At 74.6% G+C, this 12,005-nt stretch carries 10 protein-coding genes; 8 read left to right on the forward strand and 2 right to left on the reverse strand.

Annotated elements, in window-relative coordinates; all coding sequences use genetic code 11:
* Positions 1–94: 94 nt before the first annotated feature.
* Positions 95–2,431 carry a bifunctional SulP family inorganic anion transporter/carbonic anhydrase gene (locus ACY1JF_RS10805; protein ID WP_462704806.1) on the reverse strand — a complete coding sequence of 779 codons (2,337 nt, stop codon included), beginning with the start codon at positions 2,429–2,431 and terminating at the stop codon, positions 95–97.
* Positions 2,432–2,923: 492 nt separating this feature from the next.
* Between ACY1JF_RS10805 and ACY1JF_RS10810 the strand changes: the two genes are divergently transcribed.
* The gene (locus ACY1JF_RS10810) at positions 2,924–4,168 is read left to right on the forward strand and encodes a polysaccharide deacetylase family protein (protein ID WP_462704890.1); all 1,245 of its coding nucleotides are present in this window, start codon (positions 2,924–2,926) and stop codon (positions 4,166–4,168) included.
* A 22-nt stretch (positions 4,169–4,190) separates the two neighbouring features.
* Positions 4,191–5,021: a Fic family protein gene (locus ACY1JF_RS10815; RefSeq protein ID WP_462704807.1), complete on the forward strand. Its 831-nt coding sequence runs from the start codon at positions 4,191–4,193 to the stop codon at positions 5,019–5,021.
* A 455-nt stretch (positions 5,022–5,476) separates the two neighbouring features.
* Here ACY1JF_RS10815 and ACY1JF_RS10820 read toward each other — a convergent pair whose 3' ends face one another.
* Entirely contained in the window at positions 5,477–6,358 is an 882-nt protein-coding gene (locus tag ACY1JF_RS10820; protein ID WP_462704808.1) for an HAD family hydrolase, read from the reverse strand.
* Positions 6,359–6,936: 578 nt separating this feature from the next.
* Here ACY1JF_RS10820 and ssd point away from each other — a divergent pair.
* The 6 genes from ssd (at position 6,937) to ACY1JF_RS10850 (ending at position 11,954) form a co-directional block, all read left to right on the forward strand.
* Positions 6,937–8,040, forward strand: a complete 1,104-nt coding sequence (ssd, locus tag ACY1JF_RS10825; protein ID WP_462704809.1) for a septum site-determining protein Ssd — start codon at positions 6,937–6,939, stop codon at positions 8,038–8,040.
* A gap of 332 nt (positions 8,041–8,372) precedes the next feature.
* Complete coding sequence (locus ACY1JF_RS10830; RefSeq protein WP_462704810.1) at positions 8,373–9,545, forward strand: TadA family conjugal transfer-associated ATPase; 1,173 nt, start codon at positions 8,373–8,375, stop codon at positions 9,543–9,545.
* A gap of 1 nt (position 9,546) precedes the next feature.
* Positions 9,547–10,464 carry a type II secretion system F family protein gene (locus tag ACY1JF_RS10835; protein ID WP_462704811.1) on the forward strand — a complete coding sequence of 306 codons (918 nt, stop codon included), beginning with the start codon at positions 9,547–9,549 and terminating at the stop codon, positions 10,462–10,464.
* Positions 10,461–11,249, forward strand: a complete 789-nt coding sequence (locus tag ACY1JF_RS10840) for a type II secretion system F family protein (RefSeq protein WP_462704812.1) — start codon at positions 10,461–10,463, stop codon at positions 11,247–11,249. The genes ACY1JF_RS10835 and ACY1JF_RS10840 overlap by 4 nt, the downstream gene beginning before the upstream one ends.
* Before the next feature lie 110 nt (positions 11,250–11,359).
* Positions 11,360–11,590, forward strand: a complete 231-nt coding sequence (locus tag ACY1JF_RS10845; protein WP_462704813.1) for a DUF4244 domain-containing protein — start codon at positions 11,360–11,362, stop codon at positions 11,588–11,590.
* Complete coding sequence (locus tag ACY1JF_RS10850; protein ID WP_462704814.1) at positions 11,577–11,954, forward strand: TadE family type IV pilus minor pilin; 378 nt, start codon at positions 11,577–11,579, stop codon at positions 11,952–11,954. Before ACY1JF_RS10845 ends, ACY1JF_RS10850 begins: the two co-directional genes overlap by 14 nt.
* Positions 11,955–12,005 lie beyond the last annotated feature (51 nt).

Consider the following 12,005-nt stretch of genomic DNA (forward strand, 5'->3'; position numbering starts at 1 on the left):
GGCGGTCCGGCGTCACCGGGGTCGATCCCTGTGCACGGACGCCGGACGGCCGGAGTTCAGACCTTCCCCGCCGGCCGCGGGTCACACCCGGCGGTCAGACCGGCCGGTCCGCCTCCTGGACGGGGTCGAAGACCTCCGCGCCGCCTTCCCGCGCGAGCAGGTACGACTGGGCCTCGCCCACGTGGAAGTACATGCCGTGCAGTTCCAGCGTGCCCTCGCGCAGGGCGCGGGCGACCGACTCGTGGGCCCGCAGGTGCTCCAGCTGCTGGACCACGTTGGTCAGGCAGAGCAGCTCCGTGGCGTCGGCGGGCCGGCGGCCGGCCAGCGGCGTCCAGGAACCGTCGTCCTCGGTCATCCGCTCCAGGCTCGGCCGGCCGTGCCGCAGCCACCGCTTCAGCGGCGTCCGGGCGCCCCCGGGCTCGGAGTGGAGCAGCGCGTGCATCGCGCCGCACCCCGAGTGCCCGCACACCGTGATGGACCGCACCTTCAGCACCTCCACCGCGTACTCGATGGCGGCGGCCACCGAGTCGTCACCGCTCTCCTCGCCGGGCAGCGGGACGAGGTTGCCCACATTGCGCACGGTGAAGAGGTCACCGGGGCCACTGGAGGTGATCATCGATGTGACCAGCCGGGAGTCGGCGCAGGTCAGGAAGAGCTGGGAGGGCCGCTGCCCCTCCCGGGCCAGTCGGGCCAGCTCGCCGCGGACCAGGGGCGCGGTGTTGCGCTGGAAGACGCTGATGCCCCGGGCGAGCGCACGGCCGCTGGACCGCTCGCCCCCGCTCTCCCGCTCGCCGGACGGTGGTGCGGGCCGCGGGGGTTCGCACTGGTGGTTGCGCCAGGCCGTCCAGGGACGGCAGCGGCAGTTCCCGGAGTCGTCGGCGGGTTCGGAGATGCGCGTGCCGGGCCGGCGGCCGGTGATGTCCACGGAGCCGCCCCGCGCGGTGTGCGTCTTCTGCCAGTCCTGGAGCGTCTCGTAGGCCGCGTGGTCCATGAACGAGCCGTCCAGTTCCACGACGACGTCGGTTCCCTGGGGAATCTGGTGCAGGACGCGGCTGAGCCGGGGCACCGCCAGGAACGTCAGCTGGCCGCGCACGTGGACGTGGTGGGCTCCTTCCGTCTCGTCGTGGGTGATGCGGGTGCGGGTGAGGCGGTGCAGGGCGACGCCGACGGCGACGGCGATGCCCAGCGCGACGCCCTCCAGGACGCCGAGGAACACCACGCCCGCGGTGGTGGCCGCGTAGACCAGCACCTCGCGGTGGCGGGTGACCGTGCGGATGTGGTTCAGCGACACCATCCGGATGCCGACGGCCATGACCAGGGCGGCGAGCGAGGCGAGCGGGATCAGCTCCAGGACCGGGACCATCAGCAGCGTGGCGATCACTACGAGACCGCCGTGCAGCATCGTGGAGTTCCGGCTCACCGCGCCCGCGTTCACGTTCGCCGTGCTGCGGACGGCGACGCCCGCGATGGGCAGGCCGCCGAGCGCGCCGGAGACGATGTTGGACGCCCCCTGGCCGAGCAGCTCGCGGTCGAGGTCGGAGCGCGCGACGCGGCCGGACAGGTCCGTGCGGGCGGCGACCAGCTTGTCCACGGCGACCGCGCCGAGCAGCGACTGCACGCTGCACACCAGGGTGATGGTGAGGACGGCGGCGACGACGCCGGGCACCGGTCCGTCGGGCAGCGCGGCCAGCGCGTGGCTGCTCCAGGACGGCAGGTCGACCTTGGGCAGCCGCAGCCCGATGAGGGCGGCGACCGCGGTGGCCCCGGCGACGGCGACGAGCGCGGCCGGGACGGTGCGCAGCAGTTTCCCGATCCGGCCGGGCAGCCGGGGCCAGAGCAGCAGGAGCGCGAGGGTCAGCGCGCTCGCCGACACGTCGGCCGCGTGCAGGCCGGCCAACTGGGCGGGCAGCGCCCGCAGGTTGTCGGGGACGGAGCTCTGCGGGCTGCCGCCCAGGACGATGTGGAGCTGGGCGACGGCGATGGTGACGCCGATGCCGGCCAGCATGCCGTGCACGATGGCGGGGCTGACGGCGAGCGCGGTGCGCGCCACGCGCAGACAGCCCAGGCCGAGCTGGGCGAGGCCCGCGAGGATCGTGATGGCGCAGGTCGCCCGCCATCCGTACTGCTGGATGAGATCGGCGGTGACCACCGTCAGGCCGGCGGCCGGTCCGCTGACCTGGAGCGGGCAGCCGCCGAGCCGGCCGCCGACGACGCCGCCCACCGCGGCGGCGACGAGGCCGGCCTGGAGCGGGGCGCCGGTGGCGAGGGCGATGCCCAGGGACAAGGGGAGGGCGATCAGGAAGACCGCGATCGAGGCCGACACGTCGGCGCCGGCGATGCGGAAGGGGCGCGGGCCCGGTGGCGGGCTGTGCGGTGGGTGAACGTGCTGGGGGCTGTCCGAGTCGGCGCGGGTGGGAACGCAGGCTGACATGTTTTCCCGTCTCCTCCGGGGCTGCGCGGTCGCGTTGTCTGGGTGGTCCCGCTCGGGGCGGGGTCGGTCGCGGCCGTGGGGCACGGCGTACAGCGGCGGGATGCCTCGGCGTCGGAATTCTCACGCTGAGTAAATTCATCGTAATGCAAAGTAAAGGCCAGGAATAGTTTTTGCCCCCATATGGAGCAATGAAGCGCTCGTGAGGGTGAATACGGCATTTCATCGGCTTGTCGTACTAATTCCTTCTCAGTTCCGTGCGAGCTTGTCGGCGCTGACGGCACGGCCCGGCACAGCACCCGACACCGCCGTCATCGGCGTTGGCCCGAGAGAAGGAAGAAGGTGGGCGGATTGGCCGCCAACCACAGGATCGCCGCCTCCCGCGGGACAGCCGCCTCCCGCGGGGCGGCCGTCGCCCGGGGGGCGGCCGTCGCCCGGGGGGCGGCCGTCGCCCGGGGGGCGGCCGTCGCCCGCGGGGCAGCCGCCACTCGCAGGATCGCCGCCGGCTCCGTGACCGTCGCGGTCTGCGCCGCGTCGCTGGCCGGCTGCGGCGCGGAGGGCCCCGGTGAAGGCGTGCACGGACCGAAGGCGAAGCAGGCCCCGGCCGCCCGGAACGCGGTCCGGCTGATCGGCGACGGCTCCACCGCCTACACCGGCGCGCAGCCGCACCTGCCCAGACCCGAGCGGCTGAAGCCGGGCCAGAAGCCGCCGCAGTTCGTGGTGTTCTCCTGGGACGGCGCGGGCGAGGACAGCCAGAAGCTGTTCTCCCACTTCCGCGAGGTGGCCAAGGCCAACGACGCGACGATGACGTACTTCCTCAGCGGCGTGTACCTGCTGCCGGAGGAGAAGCGGGACCAGTACCGCCCGCCGCGGCACTCCCCGGGCAGCTCCGACATCGGCTTCGGCGACGAGCAGGGCATCGCCGACACCGTCGAGCAGCTCCGCCTGGCCTGGCAGGAGGGCAACGAGATCGGCACCCACTTCAACGGCCACTTCTGCGGTGCCGACGGCGGGGTCGGCGAGTGGTCGGCCGAGGAGTGGAAGGACGAGATCCGCCAGGCCAAGCGGTTCGTGAAGACCTGGAAGACCAACACCGGGTCGGCGAAGGCCGCGCCGCTGCCCTTCGACTACGACAAGGAACTCATCGGCGCCCGCACGCCCTGCCTGGAGGGCCGGGAGAACTTCACCGAGGCCGCCGCGGAGATGGGCTTCCGTTACGACAGCAGCGGCGTGAACAACCAGGTGTGGCCCGAGAAGAAGAACGGCCTGTGGGACCTGTCGATGCAGCTCGTGCCGTTCCCCGGCCACTCCTACGAGCAGCTCACCATGGACTACAACTTCATGGTCAACCAGTCGGGCGGTACCACCCAGGGCGACCCGGCCATGCACGAGTTCTGGGGCGACCAGATGCGCGACGGCCTCCTCCAGGGCTTCCGCCGCGCCTACGACGGCAACCGCGCCCCGCTGATCATCGGCAACCACTTCGAGTCCTGGAACGGCGGCACGTACATGCGCGCCGTGGAGGAGGTCGTCGAGGAGGTGTGCACCAAGAAGGACGTGCGCTGCGTCTCCTTCCGGCAGCTCGCGGACTGGCTGGACGCCCAGGACGCGGGGACGCTGCGCAAGCTGCGCGCCCTGGGCGTCGGCGAGGCCCCGGCCGGGGGCTGGGCGTCGTACCTGTCGGCCGACCCGGCGCCGGCTCCGAAGGGGGTGCCCGGGGCGACGGCCGGGAAGCGGTGAGGGGACGGTTAGTGTCGTGCTCATGAGTACGACAGGCGCGACCGCCGAGTCCGATCCCCTGGCGGCCCTGGGCGCACTGCCCGGCGTGGCCGAGTCCGTGGAGTCCGTGCGCAAGGCCGTGGACCGGGTCTACGGCCACCGGATCATGCGGCGCCGCAGCAACGCGGTCACCTCCGAGGCGGCGCTGCGCGGCGCGCGCGGCTCGGCGGCGCTCTCCGGTGCCGACTGGGCCCTTGAGGAGGTGCGCCGGCGTTCCGACTTCAGCGGTGACGGCGAGGCGCGCACGGTGGGCGCGGCGCTGCGGCTGACCGCCGAGGCGGGGCAGTTGCTGTCCGTCTGGCGGCAGTCGCCGCTGCGGGTGCTGGCCCGGCTGCACCTGGTGGCGGCGGCGGACGAGAACGACCGGGTGGGGCGTCCGCGGCAGGCGGGGGAGCCGGTCGACGAGCCGCTGGTCGAGCTGCCGCTGCCGGATGCCGAGGAGGCGCACGGCCGTCTGGAGGGGCTGGCCGCCCTGCTCGTCGCGGGCAGCTCCGCGCCGGCGCTGGTGCAGGCCGCCGTGGTGCACGGCGAGCTGCTCGCGCTGCGCCCGTTCACCTCCCACAACGGCCTGGTCGCGCGCGCCGCCGAACGGATCGTCCTGGTCGGCAGCGGCCTGGACCCGAAGTCGGTCTGCCCGGCCGAGGTCGGGTACGCCGAGCTGGGCCGGGCGGCCTGTCTCGCGGCCCTCGACGGATACGTCTCCGGGACGGCGGAGGGCATGGCCGCCTGGATCGAACACTGCGGCAAGGCGGTCGTGCTGGGGGCACGGGAATCGACGGCGGTGTGCGAGGCGCTGCAACGCGGGGCGGCGTAGGGAGGCGCGGGCCGGCACGGGTCGGCGGAGGCCGATGCGGGCCGGCAGAGGCCGGTGCATACGGGTCGGCGCGGGCCGACGCGAATCCGCATGGATCGGCATGGGTCGACATAGGTCGCGGCGGTACGGGATCCGTACCGCCGCTGGCATGCTCACCGGGTTACCAGGCGTCCTCGGTATGTCGCCCATCAGGTCGGGAACTTTCGCCCGTCACCTGGTGCGGCTGGCCCGTAATCGACGGGTCGACGTCGCGTGGGTGCCCGATGGCCATGCTCGGTCCGTGGGGCCGTATGCGTTGTTGAGGCGATCCTCTCGGATGCCCTTGGTCTCGCGGGCCGTTGAGTCCTTTGTACTCCTGGCGACGGACAAGCGGAAGTGGTGCCCGCACTTCTTTACTTTTAGGTTCACATTTCGTCTTCAGGTACGAAAGGGGCGCCTGGGGGTGCGGTGCGGCGTCACGCCACCGCCCGACGGCGGCCGGCGGCATACCAGACGAGCCCCGCCGTGGCCGCCGCGGCGCCTATCGCGGCGGCGGCCACCAGCGCTGGACGGGGCGGTACGGAGAAACCGGGGACGCGCTGCTTGAGCCGGACCGGCCGGTGGAAGTCGAGGATCGGCCACTCGCGCGCGAGTGCCTCGCGGCGCAGCGCGCGGTCCGGGTTCACGGCGTGCGGGTGTCCGACCGCCTCCAGCATCGGCAGGTCGGTGGCCGAGTCGCTGTAGGCGTAGCAGCGGGCGAGGTCGTACCCCTCGGAGGCGGCCAGCTCGCGGATCGCCTCGGCCTTCGTCGGGCCGTACGCGTAGTACTCCACCTCGCCGGTGAAGCAGCCGTCCTCACCCACCACCATGCGGGTGGCCACGACCCGGTCGGCCCCGAGGAGCGCGCCGACCGGCTCCACGACCTCGGCGCCCGAGGTGGAGACGATGACGACGTCCCGGCCGGCCGTGTGGTGCCGCTCGATCAGGGAGGCGGCCTCGTCGTAGATGATCGGGTCGATCAGGTCGTGCAGGGTCTCGGCGACGAGCGCCTTGACCTGCTCGACGTTCCAGCCCCGGCAGAGCGCGGAGAGGTACTCGCGCATCCGCTCCATCTGGTCGTGGTCGGCGCCGCCCGCGAGGAAGACGAACTGGGCATATGCGGTACGTATGACAGCCCTGCGGTTGATCAGACCGCCTTGGTAGAACGACTTGCTGAACGTCAGTGTGCTCGACTTCGCAATGACCGTCTTGTCCAGGTCGAAGAAGGCCGCGGCGCGGGGCGTCGAGTGAGGTGACGAGGGGGTCGGCGAGTGGGCCGGCGAGTGGTTTTCCACGCCCTGAGCATAGGCGCACCCCATTCGGCGTATCGTGGGGCGTGTGGGTTTGCCTGAGAAGGCTCTCGGGTACACCATGGAAGTCACGGATCGTTCGCGACCGTGCTAACCCGGTCCGACTCCTCCCCCCCCGAGTCGGCCGTGGAGACGACCCCCGCTCTCCCCCCCGGCGGGGGTCGTCGCATGTCCGGACGGGTTTTCATGCGGATCGCGGACCCCGGCCGCGGCCTTTCTCCGATCATCCTCGCGCGCACCCCCTGATCGTCCGACGTCACTGTGGGTAGCCGTCATGCTGCTCTGCGGCAGTCGTACCCAGCTGTGCGGAGAGTGTGCCGACACTCACCGGTATGGGTGACGGCGATATTCACAATCGCCGAGTCGTCCACAGTTATCGACCAAGATCCACACGATTTCCCGGATCGCTGCACCGTGATTCCAACGCGTCCCGGTCGCGCCGAGTTCAACGGCGGCTTCCGTTTGCCGGGCGCGGACGGCCGGTTTTCGCCGGCCGCTCATATGAAGGCCGGTCGCCGGTTCTTCACACGTTTTGGGAATCGCGGGGTCCCACAGGCCGCGCGAGATGCCTGAGGGGGGCACACGCCATGACCGGAACAGTCACGCACGACCCGCCGTCCGCCGCCGGAGGGCGGCGGAGCGGACCGCTGATCGTCACCGAGGATCCCGACCTGCTCGACGACCTGCTGCGGCTGTGCGCCGCGGCGGGTGCCACACCCGAGGTGCGTCCCACGGTGCCCGAGCGCCGGGACGGCTGGGAGACCGCGCCGCTCGTCCTGGTGGGCGACGACGCGGCCCGCCGGGTGCGGGGCGCGCCCCGCAGACGCCAGGTGGTGCTGGTCGGCCGTGACCAGGACGACCCCGGCGTGTGGCGGCGCGCCGTCGAGATCGGCGCCGACCACGTCCTGATGTTGCCCGACGGTGAACAGTGGCTGGTCGACCGCATCGCCGACGTCGCCGAGGGCGTCGGCCGGCCGGCGCTCACCGTCGGCGTCATCGGCGGCCGGGGTGGCGCCGGGGCCTCCACCCTGGCCTGCGCGCTCGCCGTCACCTCCGCACGGGAGGGGCAGCGCACCCTGCTGGTGGACGCCGACCCGCTGGGCGGCGGACTCGACGTGCTGCTCGGCGGTGAGACCACCGAAGGGCTGCGCTGGCCCGCGTTCGCCGCCTCCCGCGGACGGGTCGGCGGCGGCGCCCTGGAGGAGTCACTGCCCGAGCTGCACTCCCTGCGGGTGCTCAGCTGGGACCGCGGCGACTGCGTCGCCGTGCCGCCCCGGGCGGTGCGCGCGGTGCTCGCCGCGGCCCGGCGCCGGGGCGGGGCGGTCGTCGTCGACCTGCCGCGCCGGATCGACGACGGGGTGGCCGAGGTCCTCGCCCAGCTCGACCTCGGGGTGCTCGTCGTTCCCGCCGAACTGCGGGCGGTCGCGGCGGCCGGCCGGGTCGCCTCCGCCGTCGGCATGGTCCTGGGCGACCTGCGGGTCGCGGTGCGCGGGCCGTACGCGCCGGGGCTCGACGACCGGGAGGTGGCGCGGCTGCTCGGGCTGCCGTTGGCCGGCGAGGTCCCCGTCGAGCCCGGACTGCCGCGCGCCACCGAGGGCGGTCGGCCACCGGGGTCCGCCGTCCGCGGACCGCTGGCGCGCTTCTGCCGGGAGTTCTGGGAGCGGGCGCTGACGGAGGAGAGGACCGGATGAGGACGCCGGACGGCCGGGAGGGCCGGGACGAGGGAGGCGGTCGGGGTGGAGGAGGCGGTCGGCATGGAAGAGGCGGTCGGGATGAAAGGGGTGGTCGGGATGGAAACGACGGTCGGGAAGGAAGAGGCGGTCGGGACGGAGGGGGTGGTGTGGGGTGGGGCCGCCGGGAGTCACCGGGGCCCGTGGGCGGCCTCGCGTCCGTGGGCGGCCCCGGGCGCGGGGGTGGCGTGATGCGGGGGCTGCCGGAGTCCCCGGACTTTCCGAGGCCGGTGGGCGGGCAGGGGCGGGAAGACGGCGCGGTACAGGGGCGTCAGGAGCCCGGTGCCGTCGGCATGTCGGCGGCACTGCTCGACGGCGTACGGCGTCACCTCGCCGAGAGCGGGGCGGAACCGACGCCCGCGCACGTGGCACAGGCCCTGCGCGCGCAGGGCCGCGTGCTCGGGGACGCCGAGATCCTCGGTGCTGCCGAACGGCTGCGTTCCGAACTCGTGGGCAGCGGACCCCTGGAGCCGCTGCTCGCCGACCCGTCGGTGACCGACGTACTGGTGTCCGCCCCGGACCGGGTCTGGGTGGACCGGGGCGGTGGACTGCAGCTGACCTCCGTGTCCTTCCCGGACGCCGGGGCGGTCCGGCGGCTCGCGCAGCGGCTCGCGGCCGTCGCCGGGCGCCGCCTCGACGACGCCCGGCCCTGGGTGGACGCCCGGCTGCCCGACGGGACCCGGCTGCACGCGGTACTGCCACCGGTCGCCGTCGGCTGCGCCTGCCTGTCGCTTCGGGTGGTGCGTCCGCGCGCGTTCACGCTCGACGAGCTGGTCGCGGCGGGGACGGTGCCGCCGGGCGGTGACAGGGTGCTGCGCGCGCTGCTGGACGCCCGGCTGTCGTTCCTGGTCAGCGGTGGTACGGGCAGTGGCAAGACGACGCTGCTGAGCGCCCTGCTCGGGCTGGTCGGGACCGGGGAGCGGATCGTGCTGGCCGAGGACTCGGCGGAGCTGCGGCCGGACCATCCGCACGTCGTACGCCTGGAGGCCAGACCGGCCAACCAGGAGGGCGCGGGCCTGGTGACGCTGGAGGACCTGGTGCGCCAGGCACTGCGGATGCGGCCGGACCGGCTGGTCGTCGGCGAGGTACGGGGACCCGAGGTGGTCCACCTGCTGGCGGCCCTCAACACCGGCCATGAGGGAGGGTGCGGCACGGTCCACGCCAACGCCGCGGCGGACGTCCCAGCCCGGCTGGAGGCGCTCGGCACGGCCGCAGGGCTGGACCGGGCCGCCCTGCACAGCCAGGTGGCCGCAGCGCTGTCGGTGCTGCTGCACCTCGTACGGGACCGGACCGGACGGCGGCGGATCGCGGAGGTGCGGGTGCTGGAGCGGGACCCCGCGGGGCTGGTGCGGACGGTGCCGGCGCTGCGGTGGGGCGAGGAGGCGTTCGTGCGGGAGCGCGGATGGGAGCGGCTCAGGGAGCTGCTGGCAGGTGGGGAGAGCGCCGGTGGTGAGCGGGGTGAGTGAGATGAGCGGGGTGGCTGAGCTGTCGACGGCGGTGGCCCTGGCCTGCCTCGCGACGGCGGCGTGGCTGACCGGAGGGCGGCGGCCCGGGGCGCGTCGGGCACGTCTGCTGCTCGCCGGCGGCGGGGCGGGAAGCGGTGCGGGCGGCAGCGTGGGCGGGACCGGAGCGGCGGGAACCGGCCGGGTGACGGCGGGCGGCCTTCGGCTGACGGACGGGCTGCGCCGGCTCCGACGGCGGTGGCGGGCCGAGTGGTGGTCCCCGGTCGCCGGACTGGCGCTGGCGGTGCTGGGGGCGTCGGTCCTGCCGCTCGTCGTGGCGGCGGCCGGGGTTCCGGTACTGCGCCGGGCACGACTGGCGGGCCGGGCGCGGCGTGCCCGGGAGCGGCGGGAGGAGGCGGTGATCGGGCTGTGCGCGTTCCTGGCGGGTGAGGTGCGGGCGGGACGGCAGCCGGGGGAAGCACTGCTGTGCGCCGCGCGGGAGTCCGGCGGGCTCGGCCACGGGCAGGCGGCGGTGCTGGCGGCGGCCCGGTTCGGCGGGGACGTGCCGGGCGCGCTCGCGACGGCGGCGCGGCAGCCGGGTGCCGAAGGGCTGCGGGGCCTCGCCGCGTGCTGGCGGGTCGCCGTCGACCAGGGCGCGGGTCTCGCCACCGGACTGGACCGGCTGACGGGGGCGCTGCGCGCCGAACGGGACCGGCGGGCCGATCTGCGCGCCCAGTTGGCCGGGGCCCGCGCCACCGCGGTGATGCTGGCCGGCCTGCCGGTCCTGGGACTGCTGTTCGGGACGGCCCTCGGGGCCGACCCGCTGCGCGTCCTGCTGCACAGCGGAGCGGGACTGGGCTGTCTGCTGGCCGGCGGAGTGCTGGAGGGGCTCGGGATGTGGTGGGTGGGCCGGATCGTGCGGCGAGCGGAGGAGCAGGCGTGAACGGGAACCTTGTCCACGACCTGGGGGCGGTCATGGGGACGCTGTCGCTCGCCGGGTGGCTGGCGGGGTGGGCGCGTGCCGCCCGGCGGGAAAGGAAGGCACGGCGTCGGCTCGCCGCGCTGCCGCTCGCGGGGCGGACGCGCGCCGCCCCGCGGGTGGGCGCCCTCGGCCGGCGGCTCCGCGCGTGGCTGCCCCTGGTGGGCACGGCGGGCGCGGGGTGGGCGCTGGTCGGCGGCGTCGCGGGAGTGCTGGCGGGGACGGTCGTCGCGGCGGGGCTGTGGCACTGGCAGCGGCGGCGGCCCTCAACGGGTGCGGACACGCGGAGCGACGGCGCCGAGGCGGTACGGCAACTGCCCTTGGCGGCGGATCTGCTGGCGGCCTGTATCGCGGCGGGGGCCGGTCCGGTGGTCGCCGCCCGGGCCGTGGGCGACGCCCTCGGTGGACCGGTCGGCGAGGCACTGGCCCGCGGTGCGGCGGAGGTCCGGCTGGGCGGTGGACCCGGTGGCGCGTGGCACGAGTTGGCCGCGACGCGGGGTGCCTCGGCGCTGGCCCGCCTGTTGGAGCGCGCCGACGAGTCCGGGCTGCCCGCGGCCGGCCCGGTCGCGCACCTCGCCGAGCAGGCCCGCGCGGACCGGGCCCGGGCGACCACGGCACGGGCCCGGCGGGCGGCCGTGGCGGTCACCGCGCCGGTGGGCCTGTGTTTCCTGCCCGCGTTCATCGCGGTGGGCGTGCTGCCGGTGGTGATCGGCGTGGCGGGCGGGGTGCTGGGAGGGGGTGGTGGCTGAGGCGGCGGCCGGGAGACGCGGGTGAGCTGTGCGGGTGAGCCCGGAAAGCGAAGAAGCAAGGAACGCGACAAGGAACGCGACAAGAAGCAGTCAATCCCACGGGGGTCGAGATGTGTCGAATGGTCGGGGCGCGGCTGCGCGCTCTGGTGTGCAGGGCGCGTGCGGTGCGCTGGACGGGTGGAGCCGCGCGGCGGGACGCGGGGATGGTCACGTCGGAGTACGCGATGGGCATCGTGGCGGCGGTGGCGTTCGCGGTGGTCCTCTACAAGGTGGTGACCAGCGGAGCGGTCAGCGGTGAGCTGGAGCGCATCGTGAAGCAGGCGCTCGATGCGCGGATGTGAGAGGGACGCGGGCCGCGGGGGCGACGGGGGTTTCGTGACCGCCGAGACGGCCGTCGCCCTCCCGGTGCTGGTGATGTTCGCCATGGCGCTGGTGTGGGGGCTGCTGGTGGTGGCCGCGCAGATCCAGTGCGTGGACGCGGCCAGGACCGGCGCCCGCGCCGCGGCCCGGCAGGACCCGGCCGACGCGGTCGTCGCGGTCACCCGGGAGGCGGCGCCGGACGGCGCGGAGGTCTCGGTCGGCCGGGATGCGGAACAGGTCCGGGTGGTCGTGGTGGCGAAGCCACCGGTGCTGAGCGGGCTGCCGTTCGAGGTGCGGGAGGAGGCCGTGGCCTCGGTGGAGCGGCCGGCGGGGGTGGCGCCGTGAGGGGCGGGGCCGTGAGGGGCGCAGGCGGAGTCAGGCGAGGGGCGGCTGAGC

This window comes from Streptomyces sp. SYSU D01066-1, from assembly GCF_054956795.1.

Bases quoted from the DNA above. Each gene is read 5' to 3' on its own strand.
- ACY1JF_RS10820 (WP_462704808.1), bottom strand. From the start codon at position 6,358: ATGGGGTGCGCCTATGCTCAGGGCGTGGAAAACCACTCGCCGGCCCAC.
- ssd (WP_462704809.1), top strand. From the start codon at position 6,937: ATGACCGGAACAGTCACGCACGACCCGCCGTCCGCCGCCGGAGGGCGG.
- ACY1JF_RS10815 (WP_462704807.1), top strand. From the start codon at position 4,191: ATGAGTACGACAGGCGCGACCGCCGAGTCCGATCCCCTGGCGGCCCTG.
- ACY1JF_RS10830 (WP_462704810.1), top strand. From the start codon at position 8,373: ATGTCGGCGGCACTGCTCGACGGCGTACGGCGTCACCTCGCCGAGAGC.
- ACY1JF_RS10805 (WP_462704806.1), bottom strand. From the start codon at position 2,431: ATGTCAGCCTGCGTTCCCACCCGCGCCGACTCGGACAGCCCCCAGCAC.
- ACY1JF_RS10835 (WP_462704811.1), top strand. From the start codon at position 9,547: ATGAGCGGGGTGGCTGAGCTGTCGACGGCGGTGGCCCTGGCCTGCCTC.
- ACY1JF_RS10850 (WP_462704814.1), top strand. From the start codon at position 11,577: ATGCGCGGATGTGAGAGGGACGCGGGCCGCGGGGGCGACGGGGGTTTC.
- ACY1JF_RS10845 (WP_462704813.1), top strand. From the start codon at position 11,360: ATGTGTCGAATGGTCGGGGCGCGGCTGCGCGCTCTGGTGTGCAGGGCG.